Origin of the sequence: Cupriavidus sp. UBA2010 (assembly GCF_002335265.1) — a bacterium.
GTDB classification, from domain to species: Bacteria; Pseudomonadota; Gammaproteobacteria; order Burkholderiales; family Burkholderiaceae; genus Cupriavidus; species Cupriavidus metallidurans.
The window spans coordinates 61,858-84,726 of record NZ_DDCI01000014.1 but is presented as its reverse complement, the minus strand read 5'-3'; the positions used below and the strand labels follow the sequence as shown (position 1 = coordinate 84,726).

The window sequence follows — 22,869 nt, the reverse complement described above, 5'->3', positions numbered from 1 at the left end:
GAACCCCGCGCGCGCGTCGTCGGCGCAAGCTTCGTGCCGTTGGCATGTAGTTGCGCCCCACGACATCGCCGCGTGTATGGAGCGATGAAGCACGCTGCGCCTGCCAGCGAACCTGCTCCCCCTCTGACGTTGAGGAGGGGCAAAGGCTCTTCCATTCCAATTCACTAGAGAAGACCGTTCCAGGAGATATCCATGAGCTCTCGGCATCGTTCCGGGCTGTTTGCGCACGCCTATTTGGGCGCCACTTCATTCCTCACGTCGTTCACCATCTGCGTGGCGGCTGTCAGTCTCGCCGGTTGCGGTGGCGATGGCAGTTCCAGTGCCACCACCAGCACGTCCTCGGGGTCCACCTCGACGAGCACCGGCTCCACCACCACGGCCACCACGCTGCAGGTTGTCGCGCCGGTCATCGACTGCTCGCAACTGGCCTCGGTCGACATCACGGACATCGGCGGTGCCGGCAGCAAGATCGCGTCGGCGACGATCACCACCACCACCATCAACGGTGCCAACGTGCAGCTCTGCACGGTGAAGGGAACGCTGGCGCCGTCGAACACTTTCGCAGTGGCGCTTCCGGTCAGTACCTGGACGCAACGGTTCGCCGAACTCGGATGCGGCGGCTTGTGCGGCAACGTGAGCGATCCGACCAAGCAAAGCTCGTTCAGCTTCAGCTACAACTGCCCGCTGGTGCAGCAGGGCGGGTTCGTCACGGCAGCGACCGATATGGGACATACCGGTTCGGATGCGACGTGGTCATCGGATACGCAGAAGCAGGCTGACTTTGCCTATCGCGGCCAGCACATCACGACGCTCGCGGCGAAGAAGCTGATCAAGTCCTACTATGGGCAGGCGCAGAAGTACTCGTACTTCGTGGGCTGCTCGGATGGCGGACGCGAAGCGCTGATGGCCGCGCAGCGCTATCCCAACGACTACAACGGGATCGTCGCTGGCGCCCCGGCAGCCCATTTCCAGACGCAGAACTCGCTGTATCACGGCTGGAGTGTGGTGTCGAACAGCACGACCGGCGATAACACCGGCAACGTCGTGCTGTATGCGGACAAGGCAAAGGTACTGCACAAGGCCGTGGTCGCGGCCTGTGGTGGAACCAGCGGCGCGCCGGACGGCCTGCTCGCAGATCCGCGTACGTGCAACTTCAATCCGGTTTCGATCCAGTGCGCCGCTGGCGCGACGGACACCAGCAATTGCCTGACGGCGGCCGAAGTCACCACGGCAAGCCGGATCTACAGCGGCCCGACGGACACTACCACCGGCAAGCGGATGCTCGCGGGCTCGCCGCAATTCGGGTCCGAGGCAAACTGGATCGGCGTGGAGGTGCCGAATTCGAACTCGACCGATGCGCCGGCGCCGGTAACCAGCCTGTTCAGCAACATGATCGTGACGGGTGCCTACAACCTGATCTTCACGGGCTCGCCGACCATGCCGAACATCAATACGTTCGGTTATCACGATGGCAACTTCTATACCGACTACCTGGCCGCCAATCATCCACTCAACGATGCCACCAATCCTGACCTGTCGGCCTTCCAGAAGGCGGGCGGCAAGCTGATCCTGTGGCATGGCTGGGCGGACCAGCATATCTCGCCGCTGTTCACGATCGCTTACTACGAAGCCATGCAGAACACGATGGGTACGTCGGCCGTGGATGCATTCGCGCGGCTGTACCTGGTGCCTGGCGTGGGCCATTGCGGCGGTGGGGAGGGCAATCCGAACATCGACCTGGTATCGCGGATCACGGCCTGGGTGGAGCAGGGCACGGGGCCCAGCAGCGTCATGACGTACCAGACCGACACGTCCAGCAATGTCACGGCGTCGCGCCCGGTCTATCCGTATCCGGCGGTGGCCATGTACAAGGGTTCCGGTGACTGGCATGACGGCGCGAACTACGTCAGCGGCGGTCCGCTGTACAACGTCGCGACGGCGGCATGGGCGGGGTCGAGCTTCTATACGCCTTACACCGCGAAGGTTCAGGGGGTGGCGGCGCCTTGAGCGTGTGGCGGGCGCCGGACCTATTTGGGGCCGGCGCCCTCGATGATCGCGTTCCGGGCCGCCAGCACGCTCTGCAGCCTGGCTTCGACGGTCCCATCCCCCTCCAGATACAGTACCGGACAACGCAGATTCTGCAGCCACTGCCGATGCTTTTCGAGGCTACGGCCTTCGGCGGTGCCTGCATCGTATTGGGCGGCCCACTCGAGAAAATCCGGATCGGCCTTGCCGAAGCGGCGCTCTTCGCGCAGCTTGAGCCGCGCCAGGCGGATCGGCGTCGGTACGTACAGAAAGACCACCAGGTCGAAGGCGTGTTCCAGCGCTTCCCCCCACGCCATCACCGCCCCCGCCACGACGGTTTCGGGGCGCGCGCGCAGATCCTTCAGCAGCCGGGCACAACGTTCCTCGGGCTCGAATTTCACCTGATACGGCGGGTTGGTGGGGCGCCAGAAGTAGTCATCCGTTTCGAGGGCGTGCGTCTGGGTCGCTTCGGCGATGGCGTTGGCCAGGGTCGACGTGCCGGAGCCTGCTGCGCCGGTAATCAGGATCTTCATGCCGGTCGTATTGTGGGGGAGGGGAAGGTGGGCGTTCGATTGTAGCAAGGCGCACTTTTCGGCCTCGCTCGCAAATATTTTTCGCGTCGATGTCACAAGCAGGGGGGCTCGTTCGTCATGTCATCGTCAACCACGCAAGGAGATGAAGCCATGACTGCAAGACTCGACCCGTTCGCCGCCGCTCCCGTCCAGATGAAGTCCTGGATGGGCACATCCATTGCCATAGCCGGGAGCCTTGAGCCGAGCCTGGTGTCGCTGGTTGAAGTCCGCGCGTCGCAGATCAACGGATGCGCAAACTGCATTAACATGCACACGACCCAGGCACGCGAACGCGGGGAGACGGAACAGCGCCTCTATCTGCTGTCCGCCTGGCGAGAGGCGCCTTGCTACACCGATCGCGAGCGCGCGGCATTGGGCTGGACCGAAGCCATGACCCGGTTGTCCGAAGGGCACGCGCTCGACCGTGTCAGCGCGACGCTCAAGGAACACTTTACCGAGGAGGAGCAGGTGAAGCTTACGCTCATGATCAACGTGATCAACGGCTGGAACCGGCTCGCGGTCGGATTTGGCCTCTGGGTCGATCCGGCGGCTGCCAAGGCCGTGGCCAAGGCAGCCGCGTGATGGTGGCGGACGCCGGCTTATCGGAAGCCGCGGCGAGCTTCGAGCCGCTGCGGCCCAAGCTGATCCGCGTCGCGTACCGGATGCTCGGTTCGGTCGCGGATGCGGAGGACGTGGTGCAGGAAGCGTTCATCCGCTGGATGAACGCCGAGCGCGCCGAGGTGCGCGTGCCCGAGGCGTTCCTGCGGCGCATGGTGATGCGGATGTGCCTCGATGAGCTGAAGTCGGCGCGTCACCGGCGCGAAACCTACATCGGTCCATGGCTGCCCGACCCGGTCGTCGAGGAAGAGGAGCAGGACGACGTCACGCTGCCGCTGATGCTGGCGCTCGAACGCCTGTCGCCTCTCGAGCGCGCGGCGTTCCTGTTGCACGACGTGTTTGGCCTCGCGTTCGATGAAGTGGCCGCGACGATCCAGCGCGAGCCGGCCGCGTGCCGGCAGCTCGCGGCGCGGGCGCGGGCCAATGTGAGGGAATCCCGTCCGCGTTTTCAGGTCGAGAAGGAGCGGGGCCTGGCACTCGCAAGGGCATTCTTCGACGCCTCACGCAGCGGAGACATGGGTACGCTCAGCACGATGCTGGCGGCCGATGTGAGCCTGCATGCGGACGGTGGCGGCCAGCGCCCCGCGATTGGCCATCCGGTTTTCGGCTTCGACGAGGTGATGCGTGTGCATGAACAACTGTCGAAATACTTCCTGAAGAATGGCTCGACCTTTATCCGCGCGGCTTTCATCAACGGGTTACCGGGCATCGTCACGCGCGAGTCCGACGGCGAACTGCAGACGACGGCGCTAGAGATCGAGGACGGCAAGATCGCGGCGATCTATGTGGTGCGCAATCCGGACAAGCTGCGGCATCTGCACTAGCAGCCCGAGCCGTCAACGCATGACGATCAAGCCCTGGCGCTGAACACGTGCGCCTGAATCTTTCCGCTGACCGGACCGGGACCGAACTCCCTCGTCAACGCCTCTGCGCAGGCGAGCGTGGCATTCACCAGCGCATCGGGTCCGAATGCCTCCAGTTCGCCGCGTAGCGGCGTTCCCTGGCAGAAGGCGATGGCAGGCGTGTTGGCGTCCACGGCACGGCTTTCGGCGGCGACGGTCGCGCATGTGGAGGCTTCGGAAAAGCCGCCGAGTCTCAGATCGGCCGCCACGACCGCCGGGTCGTGATAACCATGAGGCGTGCGCGCGAGAAACACAGGCGGCTTGTCCGGAAATATGCCGGTCAGCGTTTGCGTTACCGTATGCGCGAACGCGTTTTCCTCGATGCGATCCCACACGTTGAAGAGCAGCACGCCCCCGGGTTTCAGCACACGGCGCGCTTCGGCGAAAGCCTTGTGCTTCTCGGGAAAGAACATCGCCCCGAACTGGCAGATCACCAGATCGAAACTTGCGTCGGGGAAGGGTAGCTGCATGGCGTCGGCCTGCTGCCACGTCAACGGCCGCGAGGTGCCGATGGCGGCGGCGCGATCCAGCATCGGTCGGTTGAGGTCGGTGGCCACGATCGACGTGCCGTCGGGCAGGGCACTTGCCAGCCGCCGTGTCAGCGCGCCAGTTCCCGCAGCAACTTCGAGCACGTGTGTCGGCGCAAGTGCAGCAGCACGCGCGGCGAGGTCCGCCGCGTATGGTTCGAAGATCAACGGGACCATCAGCGTGTCGTACAACTCCGGAACGGAGCCTGCGAAGACGGTGTCTGTTCCGTGCGATGTCATGGCTCGCCTCTTGTCCCTGCCCCCGGTGTCGAGTGCCGGGGTGTCGATCCAGCTTGCTAAAGCTAGCTAAGCGGGGGCGCGTAGCGCCAGGTTCAACTGGTCCACCGTTTCCGCCCAGTCTGCATCTTCGGCGATCTCGTCGCGCAGCAGCGATGCCTGGGCGGGAGTCCAGAATGCAGCGTCCCAAAGTTCGACGTTCTGCGGAAGCGGCGAATGCTTCGCAATGAATGCGCGGATATCGCTCTCGTCCGATGGCAATCCGAGCTGCGCGAAGAGGTCGGAGAACTGGTGAAACGGGGCATCCATGGGGAATCTCCGGTTGATCAGTTGGATCTGGGCAAGGCACTCCCTACAAGATAGCAGCCAAAGCAGCGAACTGGCTGACTTCTCCTTTCGTGCGCGGTGGTGTCATCAATACCTGCGTCGGTCCTCATACTGTGAGACATTGTCGTTTCCCGAGAACGGCACCGGGCTTGTGGACGCCGGTGCCTGACGTGTCAGGAGGTACGAGATGTCCAGCAAGAACACGATCTGTCTGTGGTACGACGGCGATGCGCTTGACGCCGCGACTTTCTATGCCAAGACCTTCCCCGACAGCGCCGTCGGCGCCGTATTCCGCGCACCTGGCGACTATCCCGATGGCAAGCAGGGCGATGTCCTGACGGTGGAGTTCACCGTGGCGGGCATTCCCTGTGTCGGTCTCAATGGCGGCCCGCATTTCAAGCACAGCGAGGCGTTCTCGTTTCAGATCGCCACTGACGATCAGGCTGAGACCGACCGGCTGTGGAACGCAATCGTCAGCAACGGTGGCCAGGAAAGCGCGTGTGGCTGGTGCAAGGACCGGTGGGGATTGTGCTGGCAGATCACGCCGCGCGCGCTCCTGGCTGCAATCACGGACCCCGATCGTGCGGCGGCCAAACGGGCGTTCGATGCCATGATGACCATGGGCAAGATCGATATCGCCGCGATCGAGGCGGCACGGGCGGGCCGAAGCTAATTCCGGAGCTAGTGCCGGAGCGAAGCTCAATCCCCGGTCAGATCGCGCAGTGCCGATTCGGCGGCAGGAAAGCGAAACGCGAAGCCCTCCCGTAGCAGCCGTGCCGGGATCACCCGCTGACCTGCAAGTAGCAATTCACTCATCTCGCCCGCTGCCCACCGAAGTGGCGCCGCGGGCAGATGGAACCACACGGGCCGGCGAAGCACCTTGCCGACAGTACGAGCGAACGCTGCTTGCGTCAGGCAGCCCGGCGCGGTCGCGTTGTAGACGCCGCTCATGCCCGGGTCCGACAACGCCCGCGCGAGGATACGCAGCAGATCCTCGCGATGAATCCAGCTCATCACCTGGCTGCCGTCTCCCAGTCGCCCGCCCATGCCGAAGTAGTGCGGCAGCATCATCGATGGGAGGGCGCCGCCGGGGCCGAAGACCACGCCGAGCCGCAGCACGACCATGCGGAGGCCGTAGTCGCGCACCGGCTCGGCGGATTCTTCCCATCTCCGACATAGCTCGGACATAAAGCCACCCCCGGGCGCGCTGTGCTCGTCCAGCAGTTGATCGGCATCGCGTGCGCCGTAGAAGCCGATAGCGGATGCCTGGATCCAGATGGCAGGTTTGTGCGTGGCATGACTAGCCCAGCGCGCGAGCGCTTGCGTGACACCGACGCGGCTGGCCAGCAACTGCGCACGCCGCCGCGGGCTCCAGCGCGGCCCCAGTACTGGGGCGCCGGCCAGATTGATTACCGCGTCGAACCGTTCCTGTGCGTGCAATTGATCGAGGGACGTCACGCTGCGGGCGCGGCCAGCGAACTGATATGCAGCGCGCAGCGGGTCGCGTGCCAGCAGCGTGACGGTATGGCCGGCATCGAGCAGTTGGGTCACGAGCGCCTCACCGATGAATCCGGTGCCGCCCGTCACCAGAATGCTCAGGTGTGATTGTCCGGCGAAGGGATTGATGGACTCGCCGCGACGACTCATGCGTCTCGCGGCGAGTCCATCGCGAATGCCAGACACTGTCACCCCTGCGGCGGCGAGACTCAACAGCCAGCCGCGCCAGCCGAAGTTTGTGATTGCCAGTCCCGTGGGTGCCTGGAACCACTCGACAAGCTGAATCGCGTACAAGCCAAACAGCGCGCCGCCATTGATGGCCAGCAGCGTGTGAAGCACGCGCTCGGTGGCCGGGAGCTTGCGGCTTCGATCCTCCACGACGAAATCCCAGAGCGTCAGCCATATTTCCACCACCACGAGGCCGGCGATGGCGAATGTCCAGATGCCAAAGAACTTGAGATTAGCCATCGACGCAAACAGCACGCCGTACAGCACGGCGCGGATGGCGTGGATGGACAGCTCTCGCCGCGCGCGGGGGCTGTGTGGCAGGCCTTGTGTCAGCTCGTGGTGGTAGAGCGTGTCGAAGGCGCCCATCAGCGCCTGCACGATCAGGAGATTGATGGCCCAGTCCAGGGCCGGCAAGGTGGTGTTCATGCTGCGTCCTTTCGCCACAAATAGAGTAATGGTGGAAGCATCGAGAGCAGTGCCACCGCGTCGACCACCACATGCGGCCATACGTGCGCTTGCAGCGAGATCAACAAGTCTTGCGGCGCCCAGACCAGCAGGCCGACCAGCAACCACCCCCATGCCATCCGGTGTCGCGTTCGGTTGCCCAGATGCACCAGCGCCAGCATCCATATCGCCGAGCATTGCAGGGTGGCGCCAAACAGCGCGATCCACCAGACCTGCTGCGCTCTGGCCTGCGCGGGCGCCGCGCCCGACCAGAACGATTGCTCGACGATGCGGTGGTACGTATCAAAGAGCGTTGCGTCTGCCGCCCACGGCATGGCGGCGCCGACAAGCAGATGCGCGATGGCAGCGGCATACATCCAGCGAACCGCCAATTGGCGGGAATCTTGCCGAGCGGGACGGTCCTCAGTCGCATCGGTTGATCCCTTGCCGCTGAGGAACGGATTGCCGGTGCCACAGGCATCGCCGTCACAGGCCGTTGCGGTGCCGTAGCCCAGCCAGCGTGAAAGCGTGTAGCGATTGCCTGCAAAGGCGCGGTACAGGCTCGCCAGTACACGACGCAGCCCAGGTACCCGCAACGGCAACACCAGCCAGCCATGCCCCGCCAGCGTGTAGGCCGCGATCATGCAGTCGATGCCGACGAGCAGGCGGCCATCGGGCGTGCGGCCATGCAGCTCGCGGTTCAGTGCGGCGAGATCCACGTTCAGCGGCGAGCAATCGAAACCCTCTTGCGCGATATCGACGAAAGCCAGCCGGTGTTGTGTGTCCCATTCGCTCAGGCGCCGCATCTCGGCGGTGCAGAACGGGCATTTTCCATCGAAGTAAAGAACCAGCGCGTTCATCTGGTCGCCCTCCATTTGTCGTTCAACGCATCCGCGCATATCAACCGCTCACATTGGCTTGAACACCATCAGCGCGAACACGGCGACCATCGCGGCGAATGCCGGATAGCCGAGGTATTCCCAGCGGCGCGCATCGCGCCAATAGGACGTCGGCAGCGGCGTGCCACGTTCGTGCGCGGCCGTTGCCGTCCGGGACATGCGGATCTGGTACCACACCACCGGAAGCCAGCAGGCGCCCGCGAACAGATAGAGCGCGGCGGATGCCACGATCCATAGCGCGTTCAGCGGATATCCGGCCAGATGAAGCATGTAGGCACCGGACAAAGGCTGGACGATGACCGCAGGCGTGGTGAACCACCAGTCCGCCCTCACCACGAGACGCGAGACTACGGCGATGGCTTCGGTCGAGCCTGAGCGGTTGGCGAAGAACAGGTAGAAGGCCGTCCCGAAACCGGTGCCGACCAGCACGACGGACGAGATGATGTGAATCACCTTGATGGCGAGGTATTCCATGATTCCTGCTCCGCGTAGAGGATGAAGAGAATGGCGAGAATCGACAGGTTCTTGAGCACCGGCCCGAACGGATGCCAGAGAAACTCCGGCAACGCGACGGCGATGATCAGCGAGTAGCCGGCTACAAGCGCAGCCTGAAGCGCCCATAGCCGGCGTGACGGATAGCGCAGGCATCCGACGGCCATCGCCGCATCTACGAAGACCGCGGCGTATAGCGTCACGATGGCGGGCGTGCCATGCAATCCGACTGCGCCGAGCAGTGCCAGGCTGTCGGCAAGCGGGTAGGCGAACAGCGTGACCAGTGCCGTGGCCAGCCAGACAAGGGCCATCACGATCCGCAGCATCGGCATACGCCATGCGCCAACGGCGCGATGGCGCAGGAATTCGGCTTCACCGGGTGCGATGAAAGTGCCAATGGCGCGTGGCCGATGCCCGAGCAGGCGCGTCAGCGGCGCGGCATCGCCATGACACCCGCGCCGGAGCATTCGCCACGTGTCGGGGGTCAGCTTCGATCCCGGCACGCAACGCGCCACATACGCGGCCATCGTCATGCACGGAGCGGGAATGGTCGCCCACATCGGCGCTGGCAGCTGCATTCGCTGGCGATAGGTGTCCAGCATCGCCCGATACGACATGCGGCTTGCGCCGACGACCTCAATGCACTGGCCCGGGGGAATCGCCGGTGCGATGACAGTGACGACGGTCTCCACGAGATCGTCGATATGAACCGGTTGAAACCTGGCCTCGCCAAGTTCTGGCACCGGTATCACCGGAAGACTCGCCAGGGTACGAAACATCGCGGCGGAGTCGCCGTCCTGGGCATACACGAGCGATGGATGGAGGACCTGCCACTGCACGGGCAAAGCACGCAGCACGTCGTCTGCCGCGCGCTTGCTGCGAAAGTAGGGCGTGTCGCCGCGATCCGCGCCAAGCGCCGAGATCTGGATGACGCGGCCCACTCCGGCCTTCGCGCAGGCGCGGAACAAGGCTGCCGGCGCCAGGTGATGGACGGCGTCGAAGCGATTCGTGCCGGTTTCGACGATGATGCCGACGGCATTGATGACGACGTGCATGCCTTGCACGCGCGGAAGCCATTGCTCGATGGTGGTATCGGTCCCGAAATCCATGGCGACGTCACGGGCCGATGTCGGCCTGCGCAGACCGCGAATCACCTCATGCCCTTGCGCTTCCAGGCGCTTGCACAGCACAGCGCCAATCAGGCCCGATGCGCCGCACACCAGGACCCTGAGCCGCCTGTGATCCGCCATCCCTGCCGCTTCCTTCTCTTCGCTGTTCATACAGTTATTTCAGTAAAGACAGAAATAATCGGGTAAAAAAGAAACGGGTCGATGCCCGTTTCCCGTGGGAGCCTTAGCTACGTTTGCGTACCGCGTTGCTGATTTTCGCCGTCAAGCCCAGTGTCTTCATCAGCGTCTCCGGTTTCAGCCGCAGCATTTCATCGGCCAGCGTGCTCATGGTTTCGATGAACTTCAGGGTTTCCTCGATACGTTCGCGCGTTCCAGCGTCTTCTTCGCCGATTGCCGGGTTGTCGAGGCATTCCCGCAGCGCAACGGCCGTCGGATCGATCTCACGCTGCCGGCGGCCGGCCACGATGAGCTTGAACAGCTCCCAGATGTCGGTCGACGTCTCGAAGAAGTCGCGGCGCTCGCCCTTGATATGCACCACCTTGACGAGGTGCCAGGACTGCAGCTCCTTGAGGCTGTTGCTCACGTTGGAGCGGGCCACGCCCAGCGTATCCGTGATTTCCTCGGCGTCCATGGGGCGTGCGGCCAGATAGAGCAGGGCATGAACCTGCGCCACGGTGCGATTGACACCCCAGCGCGAGCCCATTTCCCCCCAGTGCAGCACGAAGCGTTCGGCGATCGGTTTCAGTTCCATGCGTTGCATTCTATTCGTTCAGTTATTTCTGTCAAGAGAGAAATAACGAGGGTGAGGCGGGAAGGTGCCCAGGGATGTTCCGGGCGGGAGGGCATAACGATATTGGCTTTCGTTCGTTCCTTCCTCCGGCACGCATCCCTATGCTGTCACGCCAAGGTATCCACCCACCGGGCTGGCGCGAGGCGCCGGAATGCCCGTCAGCAGACCGCTACCATGACCACTCCCGAGGCACCCCGCCAACTCCACCTGAATCTCAACGCGCTGCACGCCGGCTTTGTGCCGTCCGCGTGGCGCCTGCCGGAAAGCGATCCGCGCGCATTCGTCGATGTCCAGCACTACATCCGTCTTGCCCAGGTGGCCGAGGCCGGCAAGTTCGATGCGATCTTTCTGGCCGATAACGCGTCGATCGCAGACCAGATCAACTTTCGCCCAATCACCGCGCTGGAGCCGACCGTGCTGCTGGCCTGCGTTGCGGCGGCCACCACGCATATCGGGCTGGTGGCGACCGCATCCACGAGCTACAACGAGCCGTACAACATCGCCCGCCGCTTTGCCACGCTCGACCATGTCAGCGGTGGGCGCGCGGGCTGGAACGTGGTGACCACGGCCGATGCAGGTTCCGCACGCAACTTTGGTCGCGCCGCGCCGCCGGATCATGCGCAGCGCTATGGTCGCGCCGACGAGTTCACGAACGTCGTCAAGGCGCTCTGGGATAGCTGGGAGGACGACGCTTTCGTCGGCGACCGGGCGACGGGGCGCTTCGTCGATACCGACAAGCTGCAGCCCATTGCCCACCACGGCCAGTACTTCAACGTCCATGGGCCGCTGAACCTGCCCCGCACGCCGCAAGGGTATCCGGTGCTGTTCCAGGCTGGCGGATCGTCGGACGGACGCGAACTGGCCGCGCGCCATGCCGAGGCGGTGTTCTCCGCCTCGCAGTCGTTCGAGGAATCGCTGGCCTACCGTCGAGACATCAATCAGCGTGCCGAGGCACTGGGGCGCGGGCCCGGCGCGGTCAAGATCCTGCCGGGGCTGACCACGATCATCGGCGCTACCGAGGACCAGGCACGTCGCCGGCGCGATGATCTGATCGACCTGATCCCGTGGGACTACAGCCTGAACCGGCTGGCGGGCACGCTTGGCATTGCTGTGGATCGTCTATCGCTCGATGCGCCATTGCCGAACGATCTGCAATTGCCTGCAAACGGCAATCACACCTTCTTCCGTGCCACCCTCGCGCTGGCCCAGCGCGAGGGTTTGACCGTGCGTGCGCTGATACGCGAGCTGGCGGGTGGTGGTGGTCACCGCGTCATCGTCGGCACGCCGGAGCAGATCGCCGACGATATCGAGCACTGGTTCCGTCATGGGGCCGCCGACGGGTTCAATCTGATGCCCGACGTGCTGCCCGGTGGCGTCGAGGATTTCGTCGATGGTGTGGTGCCGATTCTTCAACGGCGCAGGCTGTTCCGCACGGAATACACGGGACGCACCCTGCGAGACCACATGGGGCTGGCACGACCCGCCGGCCGCACGCGCGAGCAGGCCGCGGCATAGCGGCGTAGCGGCACGGCCCACGGTACATCGTCGCCGTACTTTGCATTTGCTACCTCGTATTCCTTCTTGGACCCGAGGCAGCGGCCTTCATAGACTGGTGCTTCCCAATACTTCCGCACCTTGCTCCATGAAACGACGCCCCGCACTTGCTTCCCTGGCAGCCCTGGCCATCGCGCTGTCCGCATTTTCCATCGGCACCGTCCACGCCCAGACGACGGGCAAGCCCCTCAAGGTGGGCGTGCGCGGCGGGGTCGATGAAGAGATCTGGGAGGTTGTCACGCGCGAGGCCGCGAAGAACGGCCTGAAGGTGGAGCCCGTGATCATCACGGGCACCGCCAGCCCGAACGAGGCGCTGAACAATGGTGACCTCGATGCCAACTCGTTCCAGCACATTCCCTTCCTGCGAGACCAGATCCGCCAGCGCGGCTACAAGATCGTCAACGTCGGCACCACGCTGATCTCGCCGATCGCCTTCTACTCGCGCAAGGTCAAGTCGCTGGAAGCGCTGCCGAACGGCGCGCGCATCGGCATTCCGAACGACCCGAGCAACCAGACCCGCGCGCTGGTCATCCTGCGCGATCACGGTCTCATCAAGCTCAAGGACGGTTTCGATCCGTCCACGGGCACGGCATCGCTGGCGGACATCACGGCCAACCCGCGCAAGCTCGATCTCGTTGAAAGCGCCTCGGTGGTACTGCCGCGCGCGCTGCCTGATCTCGATGCCGCAGCCATCATCAATACGTTCGCGTACCAGGCCGGGCTGATTTCCTCGCGCGACGGCATTGCCGTCGAAAAGCGGGAGAACAATCCCTACGTCAATGTGATCGCGGTGCGCGAGAAGGACAGGAACGCGCCGTGGGTCGCAACGCTCGTGAAGTCATATCAATCCGAGGCCGTGCGCAAGTTCATCCTGACCAAGTATCAGGGATCGATCATCCCGGCATTCTGACGAGGGAGACTGGCAATGCACACCGTATCCCAGTTGCACGCGCGCGACGCCCATATCGTGTTCGAGCAGGTTGGCAAGACCTATCCCGGCGCGGCGACGCCGGCGCTGGCCGACGTGTCATTCTCGATCGGGCGTGGCGAGCGCTTTGGCATCATCGGGCGCAGCGGCGCGGGCAAGTCGACGCTGCTGCGCACGATAAACATGCTCGAGCGCCCTGACGAGGGACATGTGCGCGTCGACGGCGTCGATATCGGCAGGCTAGACGAGAATGGACTGGTCGCGTTACGTCGGCGCATCGGCATGATCTTCCAGCATTTCAATCTGATGTCGGCCAAGACCGTCTTCGAGAATGTCGCATTGCCGCTGCGTGTAGCGGGGGTGGGGCGAGCGGAGACAGCGTCGCGCGTCAACGAGCTGCTGGCGCTGGTAGGGCTGGCGGAGAAGGCGAATGCCTACCCGGCGATGCTCTCCGGTGGACAGAAGCAACGCGTTGGCATCGCCCGCGCGCTCGTGCACCGACCGGAAATCCTGCTGTGCGACGAGGCCACGTCGGCGCTGGACCCCGAAACCACGGAACAGATCCTGGCGCTGCTGCGCGACATCAACCGGCAATTCGCGCTGACCATTGTGCTGATCACGCACGATATGGCGGTGATCGACGAAGCGTGCGATCGCGTGCTGGTACTCGATCACGGCCATGTGATGGAGCATGGCCCGGTCTGGCGTGTCTTCAGCGAACCGAAGGCCGACGCCACCATCGCGCTGCTGCGTCCGCTGCGCAAACGCCTGCAAGCGCAGGCTCATTCTCCGGAGATTGTCGATCGTGTTGCCAATGGCTGAGAAGTACATGAAGGCGCTGGGCGAGACCCTGATCATGACGACCAGCGCGTGCGCGGTGGTGTTCGTCACCGGCCTCGCGCTGGCGCTCGTTCTGACGGTCACCGCGCCTGCAGGCCTGGCGCCACGACCACGCGTGCATCGCACGCTGTCCGTGCTGGTGAACATGTTCCGGTCCGTGCCGTTCATCATCCTGCTGGTGGCGATGCTTCCGGTCACGCGGATGATCGTCGGTACCACGATGGGCATCTGGGCCGCCGTGGTGCCATTGAGCGCCCACTTGATTCCGTTTTTCGCCCGCGTTTCACAGGTGGCGCTCAACGAGACCGATTCCGGGCTGGTCGAGGCCGCGCGGGCCATGGGGTGCCGCCGCTGGCATATTGTGCGCCACGTGCTGCTGCCCGAGGCGCTACCTGCATTGATCGGCGGTGCCACCGTGACCGTGATCGCGATGATCGGCGCATCCGCGATGGCGGGCGCGGTCGGTGCGGGCGGGCTGGGCGACCTTGCCATCCGCTATGGCTATGAACGGTATGAAACAGCGGTGATGTTCAACGTGATCGTGATCCTGGTGGCGCTGGTCACGCTGGTGCAGTTCAGCGGAGAGCGGCTGGCCCGTCAGTTCGACCATCGCAGATAGCAGGCAACGTGAAGTCCCCACGTGAAAACGTGGGGACTTCCATTCGCGATCGGAAAAGATCAGAACAGGCCGGTCGTGGGCGGCGGCTCATCCTTGAGCAGCCAGGCGCCTACTGCCGCTGCCTTCCATTGGCGGGGATTGTGATTCGCCACGGTCCTGGCGTTGCGCCAGTGACGGTCCAGGTTGTACTGGCGGTCGCACGAGGAAGCACCGCCAACATCAAGGGCCAGCTCCGAAGCCTTGAGTGCGGCTGCAACCGTGAAGTACTGCGCCTGGGCAACGTCGATCGATGCCTGCGTCAGTGATGCGTTGCTCAGGTTGTCGGCCCAGGCAGCGTCGATGGTATCGGCGGCACGTAGCGTCGCGGCTTCGGCGGCAAAGACCTCGGCAGAGATCTGGCCAATGGTCTCCTGCACGTAGGGATCGTCCACCGAGCGCTCTGCCGAACTGTGCTTGATCGGGCGGGCCTTGTTGCGCGCGAACCAGACCGCATCGTTGAGCGCGTTGCGTGCGATGCCCGCCTCGGTGGCGGCAAGGAATAGCTGGAATACCGGCGAAACCGGGTTGCGGCGATCACGCGGCAGGAAGCTGCCGCGCACCTCGTCCGCCTCCACACGCATGTTCGTGAAGCGCGTGGTACCGCTGGCCGTCAGCCGCTGACCGATCGTATCGAAGTCGTCCACCAGTTCCATGCCCGCACGCTCGCGCGGCACGGTGAAGTGCGTTTCCTTGCCGGCTTCGTCCAGCGCGATCGAGCTGACCCAGTCCGCATAGAGCCCACCGGTGCTGTAGTACTTGGTGCCATTGACGAGGTAGTGGTCGCCATGGCGCACGATGGTGGCCTGGATGGCGCCCTGCTTGCCGCCGCGCTCCACGCCGCCGTTGCCGAAGATATGCCCGGCCAGCAGACGGCCGAACCAGCGTTTGCGATCGGCTTCGTTGTCGTGCGCGGCCAGCAGACCCTCCACCAGGCCAAAGTTGGGACGCAGCGCCTGTGCGAGATTGGAGTCCACGGTCGCGAGTTCCATCACGAAGCGGATGGCATCGCGCAACGTACCGCCCGGCCCGCCGTAGACCTTGGGAATGCGGAACGTGAGCAGGCCGGCGTCGGCGACCTCTCGTGCGAAAGCGTGGGGCAGTTCGCGCCGGAGCTCGCGGATAGCCGCGCCTTCGGCAATCCGGGGCAGTAGCGCTTGCGCGCGCTGACGCAGGATGGCGACATCCGTGGCCGGCGGTAGTGCATTGCCGGGCGGCGTGGGATGCGGGTGGTTGGATCCTGTCGCATCTGCAGGTGCGACGATTTGAAGTGCAGCTTCTGTAGTCACGGTACGGGCTTCTGCGCCAATCGGCGAGGGTTGCTCTGGGCCGTTCAGAGTAACCAATCCCGCCCGCGTCACTAAGCGCGAATTCCGCATGTCGACGCTACCCGTCCGTATGAGACGCGTAGCGACTGGACTCAGGCGGGTTGCTGCTCCGCCACTGTTTGCACGATCGACGTAGCCAACGCTTCTATGCCCAGCGCGGAGAGGCTGTCCGCGTGCACCACGCGCCGCGCCTCCCACTTGTGGAAATGCTTGCGTTGCGAGCGCGCGTAGGAGGGGTCGTAGTGCTCGGTCGCGAGTTCGCCGAACAGCTGGCGCAGGTTTCCTGTGGTCGCCATCTCCTGCCACGCGGCGATGATGGTCTTGCCGTGCAGTTCCTTCAGCCGCCCAAGCTGCTCGGCAAGCCAGGCGGGCCGATCGCCAAGATATGCATAGTCATGCAGCAGGAACGCGAGTCGCGTTTCTGGCGATGCGTCGATCTCCACACAGGCGCTGTCGCGCATGTGGGCAACCAGCGGCACCGGCAGATTGAGCTTGCCAATGCGCGCGCCTTCACCTTCCACATAAAGCGGCCGGGCCAGATCGACGCGCTCGATCACATCCGCCAGCGCGGTCTCGAACGCGGTCTGCGAAGGCTGGGCGACATCGGGCAATGCGCCGAGCAGCGATCCCTTGTGCCGGGCCAGCCCTTCGAGATCGAGCACCTGTTCGCCTTGCGCAGCCAGCGCATGAAGCACGCGTGTCTTGCCGCTGCCCGTGGCGCCGCAGATCACGACTAGCGGCAGGCGCGCGGCCTGCGAGTCGAGCACGTCGATGACGTGGCGGCGCCAGGCCTTGTAGCCGCCGGCAAGCTGTTGGGCATCCCAGCCCACCATGCGCATCCACGTCGTCATCGAGCCGCTGCGCAGCCCGCCGCGCCAGCAATACACCAGCGGCCGCCAGCCAGACGGACGATCGGCGAACTGCTCGCGCAAATGGCGGGCGAGGTTGGCTGCCACCATGGCACCGCCGACACGCCGTGCCTCGAATGCGCCGACCTGCTTGTACAGCGTGCCGACGATGCGGCGCTCCTCGTTATCGAGAACCGGGCAGTTGATGGCGCCGGGAATATGGTCGATCTCGAACTCCGCCGGTGAGCGGGCGTCGATGATCGTGTCGAACGCGTGGCGGTCCTCGACTCTTACGACTGGTTTCATGGGGTGACCGTCAGCCCGGGTTCACCGGTTTCCATGCGGCCCACCACGGTGGCTTCCGCGAAGCCCTGCTCGCGGAAGACGGCCAGTACCTTGTCCACGGCGTCTGGCGCGCAACTGATCAGCAGGCCGCCACTGGTCTGAGGGTCGGTGACCAGCGGTTGGGCAAGCTCGGGCAGGCCAGCGGCAAGTTCGACTTCGCTGCCATAGCCTTCCCAGTTGCGGCGCGATGCACCGGTGATAAAGCCCTGTTCCGCCAGTGACATCACATTCGGCAGCAAGGGAATGCGAGGCCATTCCAGCACAGCGCGCAAGCCGGCGCCGCGCGCAAGCTCCAGCGTATGGCCCGCGATGCCGAAGCCGGTGACATCGGTGATCGCATGGACATCGTCGAGTTCGGCCAGGGCGATGCCGGGCGTATTCAACTTTGTGGTGGTGTCGATCAGCCGCGCGTATCCGGCATCATCGAGCTTTTCCTTCTTCAGCGCGGCGGACATCACGCCTACGCCGAGCGGCTTGCCGAGCACCAGCACGTCACCGGCGCGTGCGTCGCGGTTGCGTCGGATCTTCTTCGGATGCGCCAGCCCCATCACCACCAGGCCATAGATGGGTTCGACCGAGTCGATCGTATGGCCACCGGCAATGGGGATGCCCGCCGCCTGGCAAACGCTCTGACCGCCCTCCATCACCCGGCCGATCACTTCGAGCGGCAACTGGTTGACCGGCATCGCGACCAGTGCGAGCGCCATGATCGGACGCCCGCCCATCGCATAGATGTCGCTGATGGCGTTGGTGGCGGCAATGCGGCCGAAGTCGAACGGATCGTCGACGATCGGCATGAAGAAATCGGTGGTGGCGATCAGCGCCTGCGTTTCGTTGAGCTGATAGACCGCGGCATCGTCGGACGTTTCGATCCCGACCAGCAGTTCCTTGGGGACCGGCAACGCGGCGCTGGAGCGCAGGATCTGGGACAGGACGCCGGGCGCGATCTTGCAGCCGCAACCGCCCCCGTGGGAAAAACTGGTGAGACGCAGCGGAGGCGTGGCCTCCACTTGGGGGGGGGTGGTGTTCATAGGGAGTGGCGTGGGCCCAGGCGGATCGGAGATAGGCCGTACTTTACAGTACGAGTCCGGCCCGCCTGGCGTCGCGCGATGACTGCCCAATGACTGCCTAGTGAATGCCTATTTCTTGCGCTTCTCCGCCAGGCGCGTGTTGATCCGTTGCGTCAGCCGCTCGATATCGGCATTCAATGCGTCGCCACGCGCGGCATCGGCGGGGACGTGTCTGTTGGCGCTGGCGTCCCAGACGGAATCCATGCGCAGGTACTCGTGCATGGCATCCGCCAGCAGGGTCATGTCCTGCAGCAAGGGCGCGCGCGAATCGCCGGGCGGCAGCGTGACGCGCACCAGACCAGACAGCGCCTGCTCGAAGGCGGGCGCGTGGAGGGTTCGCGTACGCGCGTCGACCTCGCGCTCGGGCATTTTGCCGGCCTTCATGGCCTCGATATCGGCTTGCGTCGCCCGAAGCGCGGTCATGAAGCGATCGGCGGCCACTTCGAACTGGCGGGAACCGGCCAACTGGGCTCGCAGGGTCAGCGGTGCAGGCGGCGCGAACGCGGCCACACCGACCACGGCGACGATGGCCGTCACGGTGGCCATCAACGTGCCACGCCGCAGTTTCTTGCGGTAAGTCTCCGGCGACAGCCGGACGGGCAGGCACAACGCCAGCAGCGCGCCGCCGATCAAGCCACCCACATGCGCGGCGTTATCCACACGCGTCGACAGGAAGCCCTGTGCGAGCGAGTAGCCGATCATGATCACGGCATCGCTGACGAGTTGCTTGTGAATGCTCTGCGGCAGTTCGCGGCGATGCAGCAGTGCCGCGACAAGCAGCGCGCCGCCGATGCCGAACACCGCTCCCGAGGCGCCGACGGACACCGAGGCCTGCGCCGCGAAATAGAGGCTCAATGCGCTGCCGAGCAGGCCGGCGCCAACGTAGATCAGCAGGAAGCTGCGCGTGCCAAAGAATCGCTCTACGTGCTTGCCGAGCAGGTAGAGCACCACCATATTGGCGGCCAGATGCTTGAGACTGCCGTGAAGGAAGGTGGCCGTCAGCAGCCGCCACCACTGACCGTCCTGCGTCAGCGCGCCAAGGTTGCCGCCCCAGTCAATGAGCATCTTTGGCGCGGCGCCATCTAGCGCGGCGCCGCGCGAAAGCATGATGAGCCAGACGAGCACGTTCACCGCGATCACGCTGTACAGGCCCCAGGTGCGGGGCAGCGCCTGCATTTGCGCCACGAAGGCCCGCTCGGCAACAACGTCGGCGGACGGCGCGATGCCGGCCACGCGCATGTGGTGCGCCACCAGTGCCTGAACGAGTTGCTGATCCGGCTTGCGCAGCATGGCCAGTCGCACCTGATAGGCGCGACGCGCTTTCCGGCGGCCGCCGGGCTTCGTTTCGACCGATTCGATGACAAGGGTCTCGCCCGCGCCCCGCACGTCGCGTATTGCCGCACCCGCGATGTCTCGCCAGCGCAGATGGCGGCGTTTGCGCGGGAATGCCGTGGAACCGATGCCGCTGGCATCGATGGTCAGCAATGGTTTGCCGAGCGGCGCGTGGCGTCCCCATCCCCATTCAAAGAGGATCAGGATGCCTAGCAGCACCATGCTCATCAGAACGGAGCCGGCGTTTCCGCGCATGATGACCAGCATCAGCGCAGCCAGGCCCCCAAAGATGGCCCACAAAACCAGGCGCATGAACAGCGCCGCGCCAAACTGGCGCACATAGAAGGCGCCTATCGGGCGGGCAGGGGTGGCCCTTCGCCGCCAGCGTTGCGATTGCTCCATCGTTCTTCCCGAAACGGATTCAAGTTTCGCGTCATCTCGAGTGGCATTCCCGGTGACGGAGCCACGGCGCGCGTGACGCGACGATAGAGGCACTGCCTGTGCGGCGCAAGCTCCCCCGTTGGCGGGGTTGTGTTGTGTGGAGTAGCCCCTGTTGGACAGCCAGCCTTACATTGACTTCAAAGTCAGAAACTGCCAACCACCCGCCACACCAGCATCAACGACAACGCCAGCATCGTTACTCCAACCAGGGCATCCAGCGCCTGCCAGGCTTTGGGGCGGGCGAACCACGGCGCCAGCCAGCGGGCGCCGAATCCCAGCAGTCCGAACCAGACCACGCTGGCGGAGCTTGCGCCTGCCACGAACCAGCCGCGTAGTGCCGCCGGTTGCTGGGCGCCGATGCTGCCGACCAGCAGCACCGTATCCAGATAGACGTGCGGGTTGAGCAGCGTGAAGGCTGCCGCCTGAGCCAGCGCGGCGCTTCGGCCGAGGCCCTGGCCGCTGGTGCGGGCGCTTAGCTGGTGCGATTCCCGGGCGCGCCGCAGGGCCCGCCACCCATATATCGCCAGGAAGATGGCGCCGGCTGCCGCCAACGCGCGGGCAAGGCCGGGGCTTTCGCCAAGGGCCTGGGCCATGCCCATGACGCCTGCCGTGATCAACAAGGCGTCCGCCACTGCGCAGAACAGCACCACGCTGCCCACGTGTTCGCGTCGCAACCCTTGGCGCAGGACGAAGGCATTCTGCGCGCCGATGGCGACGATCAGTCCGAAGCTCAAGGCCATGCCTTGCAGCGAAACGGAAAAAGCGGGAGATGGGGCGGGGAGGGCGGTGATCATCCGAGGGAGCTTGCCTGTCTTTCTGGATGAAGACAAACTATCTTTCCTTCATCTAATTAAGTTGAGCTAAATTGATGCTGGACTACGCCGCGCTTTCCGCATTGGCTGTTGTGATTCGCGAGGGCAGCTTCGAGCGTGCGGCTCGCGCGCTCAACGTGACGCCATCGGCGATTTCGCAGCGCATCCGCTTGCTGGAAGAGCGCGTGGGCTGCGCGCTGGTGGTGCGTGACCAGCCTTGCCGGGCGACCGAGACCGGACGGCGGTTGTGCCAGCACGTGGACCGGGTGCGTTTGCTTGAGCAGGAGCTTCAGGGGGCGCTGCCGGCGCTGGCGCCCGAGGGTGTGACACGGGTGGCGTTGCCCGTGGCGGTGAATGCCGATAGCCTGGCCACCTGGGCCGCGCCCGCCATCGCCACGTTCGCGGCGGCGCATCCCGTATTGATGGAAGTGGCCGTGGACGATCAGGACCACACCACCGAGTGGCTACGCAGCGGCGCGGTCCTGGCCGCCGTGACGGGTACCGGCCGGCCCGCGGCAGGCTGCAACAGCCGCCCGCTCGGCGCCATGCGCTATCTGGCGGCGGCCAGTCCGGCGTTCATGCAGCGCTACTTTGCCGATGGCGTTGGCGCAGGCACCCTGGCCGAGGCGCCCAGCCTCGTGTTCAACACCAAGGACGAGCTGCAGGTGCGGTGGGCGCGCCGCTTGTGCCATCGGCATGTGGAGCTGCCCCGGCATACCCTGCCGTCGTCGCAGGCGTTCGTGACGGCGGCCTTGGCCGGCATGGGCTGGGGCCTGCATCCACAGGCGCTCGTCGCGCCGTATCTGGCGAATGGCACGCTGGTCGAACTGGTGCCAGGGGCGCCGCTCGATGTCCCCCTTCACTGGCAATACGCACGCGCGGCGTCTGGCTTGCTCGACGGATTGAGCCGGGAGGTGCTGGCTGCCGCGCGGGCTGCGCTACTGCTGCCCTGATGTTGGCTGGTGTTGGTTGGTATTGGCTGGCAGAGGCGGGTTCCCGCATGGCCTGCGGCAGCCGGGCTCGAGCGGCGCTCTACGCATACTTTCCATCCAAGGTCCGTTCAGACCCACAACCGGTACAGCCAGAACGATTCATCCTCGACGAAGCGCTGCGCGAACTCGGTCGGAGAAAAGCCGGTAATGCGTTTCGTCGTGCGGACCAGATGGGCCTGGTCCGCGAAGCCTTCCTCTAGCGCCAGCCCGGGCCAGTCGAATGGCTGGCCGGCCTCGTAACGATCGCGGGCCGTGAAGAATGCGCCCTCGGTTCGGACGATCGCTTGCCACTCTCGCAAGGACCGGCCGCTATAGGCCTTGATGCGACGTTCCACCTGACGCGGGCTGCTTGTCCGCTGCCATTCGCGGGCCTGCAAGGCCAGGCGTTCCACCCAGCGCCGGCCCGTCTGGCGCAGAGACGCGAGCGTGGACGACCGATGCTGAAGCGCGAGCCATCGCGGAGCGAGATGTTGCTCGAGCGCCGCCAGTGTTTCCGCGTCGCTCTCGGCATCGCTCAGGGACTCGATGAGTGGCCGCCAGCCATCGCCAAGCACTTCGCGCGCGCATCGAAAGCGATCGTGAATTGCCGTCAGATCCAGATCGAACAATGCCTTGGCCGCATCTGCGGTAAAGCACACCATGCCACCGCGTCCGGTGGTCGGCACCCAGCTCGTGAGTGGTGACGATTGGCTACCGGAAACGGCAACCGTGGCCCCGATGGGGCGCCACAGGGGACCGTTCGATGACCGTTCCACCAGGCCGGTGCCCGGATCGGGAAACCAGGACAGGCAAACGAGCGGCGATGCGGGAACGTGGGTCAGGCGCTGCGCGTCGGTCAGCGGAAAGCCGCGCGTGTCCCGGCACACGATTGCCGCAATGGCGCCATGCAGCGATGGCGGGGCCGGATAGAGCCGCGCATGAGGGGTCTGCCCGCCGTGCGATGCAAGTGGTGCACGCGCGGCCGGGTCTGGGCATTGGATCGGCGTCGAAAGGGGCCCGGAGGACATGAGCGGCGAGTATAGGCAGGTGCGGCGTG

The 22,869-nt window shown here is 64.9% G+C and carries 22 protein-coding genes and 1 pseudogene; 9 read left to right on the top strand and 14 right to left on the bottom strand.

The window, feature by feature from the left end:
* The first annotated feature begins 192 nt into the window (after positions 1 to 192).
* On the top strand, positions 193 to 2,007 hold the full coding sequence (locus B2246_RS10440) for a tannase/feruloyl esterase family alpha/beta hydrolase (protein ID WP_035884485.1): 1,815 nt from the start codon (positions 193 to 195) through the stop codon (positions 2,005 to 2,007).
* A 20-nt stretch (positions 2,008 to 2,027) separates the two neighbouring features.
* Here B2246_RS10440 and B2246_RS10435 read toward each other — a convergent pair whose 3' ends face one another.
* On the bottom strand, positions 2,028 to 2,558 hold the full coding sequence (locus B2246_RS10435; protein ID WP_035884486.1) for an AAA family ATPase: 531 nt from the start codon (positions 2,556 to 2,558) through the stop codon (positions 2,028 to 2,030).
* A gap of 150 nt (positions 2,559 to 2,708) precedes the next feature.
* Between B2246_RS10435 and B2246_RS10430 the strand changes: the two genes are divergently transcribed.
* Positions 2,709 to 3,179 (top strand): carboxymuconolactone decarboxylase family protein, encoded by a 471-nt coding sequence (locus tag B2246_RS10430; protein WP_286880321.1) that lies wholly within the window; start codon positions 2,709 to 2,711, stop codon positions 3,177 to 3,179.
* Entirely contained in the window at positions 3,179 to 4,039 is an 861-nt protein-coding gene (locus B2246_RS10425; protein ID WP_035884488.1) for a sigma-70 family RNA polymerase sigma factor, read from the top strand. Before B2246_RS10430 ends, B2246_RS10425 begins: the two co-directional genes overlap by 1 nt.
* A gap of 26 nt (positions 4,040 to 4,065) precedes the next feature.
* Here the strand turns inward: B2246_RS10425 and B2246_RS10420 are convergent, their stop codons facing one another.
* Complete coding sequence (locus B2246_RS10420) at positions 4,066 to 4,884, bottom strand: class I SAM-dependent methyltransferase (protein ID WP_008642356.1); 819 nt, start codon at positions 4,882 to 4,884, stop codon at positions 4,066 to 4,068.
* Positions 4,885 to 4,950: 66 nt separating this feature from the next.
* Positions 4,951 to 5,190 (bottom strand): DUF2789 domain-containing protein, encoded by a 240-nt coding sequence (locus tag B2246_RS10415; RefSeq protein ID WP_035884489.1) that lies wholly within the window; start codon positions 5,188 to 5,190, stop codon positions 4,951 to 4,953.
* A gap of 205 nt (positions 5,191 to 5,395) precedes the next feature.
* Between B2246_RS10415 and B2246_RS10410 the strand changes: the two genes are divergently transcribed.
* A complete protein-coding gene (locus B2246_RS10410; RefSeq protein WP_035884490.1) occupies positions 5,396 to 5,881 on the top strand; it encodes a VOC family protein in 486 nt (161 codons plus the stop codon).
* Positions 5,882 to 5,907: 26 nt separating this feature from the next.
* Here B2246_RS10410 and B2246_RS10405 read toward each other — a convergent pair whose 3' ends face one another.
* From B2246_RS10405 to B2246_RS10385, 5 genes are all read right to left on the bottom strand, one after another.
* The gene (locus B2246_RS10405) at positions 5,908 to 7,359 is read right to left on the bottom strand and encodes a TIGR01777 family oxidoreductase (RefSeq protein ID WP_286880317.1); all 1,452 of its coding nucleotides are present in this window, start codon (positions 7,357 to 7,359) and stop codon (positions 5,908 to 5,910) included.
* Positions 7,356 to 8,237 (bottom strand): thiol-disulfide oxidoreductase DCC family protein, encoded by an 882-nt coding sequence (locus B2246_RS10400; RefSeq protein WP_286962415.1) that lies wholly within the window; start codon positions 8,235 to 8,237, stop codon positions 7,356 to 7,358. Before B2246_RS10400 ends, B2246_RS10405 begins: the two co-directional genes overlap by 4 nt.
* A gap of 48 nt (positions 8,238 to 8,285) precedes the next feature.
* Positions 8,286 to 8,753 carry a DUF2269 family protein gene (locus B2246_RS10395; RefSeq protein ID WP_152564938.1) on the bottom strand — a complete coding sequence of 156 codons (468 nt, stop codon included), beginning with the start codon at positions 8,751 to 8,753 and terminating at the stop codon, positions 8,286 to 8,288.
* Positions 8,726 to 10,048 carry an SDR family oxidoreductase gene (locus tag B2246_RS10390; protein WP_286880312.1) on the bottom strand — a complete coding sequence of 441 codons (1,323 nt, stop codon included), beginning with the start codon at positions 10,046 to 10,048 and terminating at the stop codon, positions 8,726 to 8,728. Before B2246_RS10390 ends, B2246_RS10395 begins: the two co-directional genes overlap by 28 nt.
* 73 nt (positions 10,049 to 10,121) lie before the next feature.
* Positions 10,122 to 10,649 carry a GbsR/MarR family transcriptional regulator gene (locus tag B2246_RS10385; protein ID WP_186426063.1) on the bottom strand — a complete coding sequence of 176 codons (528 nt, stop codon included), beginning with the start codon at positions 10,647 to 10,649 and terminating at the stop codon, positions 10,122 to 10,124.
* A gap of 213 nt (positions 10,650 to 10,862) precedes the next feature.
* On the opposite strand from B2246_RS10385, the gene B2246_RS10380 reads away from it, so the two are divergent.
* The 4 genes and pseudogenes from B2246_RS10380 to B2246_RS10365 all read left to right on the top strand — a co-directional run bounded on the left by B2246_RS10380 (position 10,863) and on the right by B2246_RS10365 (position 14,629).
* A complete protein-coding gene (locus tag B2246_RS10380) occupies positions 10,863 to 12,203 on the top strand; it encodes an LLM class flavin-dependent oxidoreductase (RefSeq protein WP_286880309.1) in 1,341 nt (446 codons plus the stop codon).
* A 127-nt stretch (positions 12,204 to 12,330) separates the two neighbouring features.
* A complete protein-coding gene (locus B2246_RS10375; protein ID WP_286880306.1) occupies positions 12,331 to 13,152 on the top strand; it encodes a MetQ/NlpA family ABC transporter substrate-binding protein in 822 nt (273 codons plus the stop codon).
* A gap of 15 nt (positions 13,153 to 13,167) precedes the next feature.
* Positions 13,168 to 13,947 (top strand): annotated as a pseudogene (locus B2246_RS10370) (methionine ABC transporter ATP-binding protein); the annotation flags it as partial.
* A 25-nt stretch (positions 13,948 to 13,972) separates the two neighbouring features.
* Positions 13,973 to 14,629 (top strand): methionine ABC transporter permease, encoded by a 657-nt coding sequence (locus tag B2246_RS10365; protein WP_411860107.1) that lies wholly within the window; start codon positions 13,973 to 13,975, stop codon positions 14,627 to 14,629.
* A gap of 59 nt (positions 14,630 to 14,688) precedes the next feature.
* Here the strand turns inward: B2246_RS10365 and B2246_RS10360 are convergent, their stop codons facing one another.
* From B2246_RS10360 to B2246_RS10340, 5 genes are all read right to left on the bottom strand, one after another.
* The gene (locus tag B2246_RS10360) at positions 14,689 to 15,954 is read right to left on the bottom strand and encodes an acyl-CoA dehydrogenase family protein (protein ID WP_286880302.1); all 1,266 of its coding nucleotides are present in this window, start codon (positions 15,952 to 15,954) and stop codon (positions 14,689 to 14,691) included.
* A gap of 131 nt (positions 15,955 to 16,085) precedes the next feature.
* Positions 16,086 to 17,147 carry a tRNA 2-selenouridine(34) synthase MnmH gene (mnmH, locus tag B2246_RS10355; protein ID WP_186426060.1) on the bottom strand — a complete coding sequence of 354 codons (1,062 nt, stop codon included), beginning with the start codon at positions 17,145 to 17,147 and terminating at the stop codon, positions 16,086 to 16,088.
* On the bottom strand, positions 17,144 to 18,217 hold the full coding sequence (gene selD, locus B2246_RS10350; protein WP_286880299.1) for a selenide, water dikinase SelD: 1,074 nt from the start codon (positions 18,215 to 18,217) through the stop codon (positions 17,144 to 17,146). The genes mnmH and selD overlap by 4 nt, the downstream gene beginning before the upstream one ends.
* Before the next feature lie 108 nt (positions 18,218 to 18,325).
* Positions 18,326 to 19,990, bottom strand: coding sequence for a rhomboid family intramembrane serine protease (locus B2246_RS10345; RefSeq protein ID WP_286880297.1), 1,665 nt, complete (start codon positions 19,988 to 19,990; stop codon positions 18,326 to 18,328).
* A gap of 182 nt (positions 19,991 to 20,172) precedes the next feature.
* Positions 20,173 to 20,823 carry a LysE/ArgO family amino acid transporter gene (locus tag B2246_RS10340; RefSeq protein ID WP_008642328.1) on the bottom strand — a complete coding sequence of 217 codons (651 nt, stop codon included), beginning with the start codon at positions 20,821 to 20,823 and terminating at the stop codon, positions 20,173 to 20,175.
* A 74-nt stretch (positions 20,824 to 20,897) separates the two neighbouring features.
* Between B2246_RS10340 and B2246_RS10335 the strand changes: the two genes are divergently transcribed.
* Positions 20,898 to 21,794, top strand: a complete 897-nt coding sequence (locus B2246_RS10335) for a LysR family transcriptional regulator ArgP (protein WP_286880294.1) — start codon at positions 20,898 to 20,900, stop codon at positions 21,792 to 21,794.
* A gap of 107 nt (positions 21,795 to 21,901) precedes the next feature.
* Here the strand turns inward: B2246_RS10335 and B2246_RS10330 are convergent, their stop codons facing one another.
* Positions 21,902 to 22,840 carry a helix-turn-helix domain-containing protein gene (locus B2246_RS10330; protein WP_286880292.1) on the bottom strand — a complete coding sequence of 313 codons (939 nt, stop codon included), beginning with the start codon at positions 22,838 to 22,840 and terminating at the stop codon, positions 21,902 to 21,904.
* Positions 22,841 to 22,869: the final 29 nt, after the last annotated feature.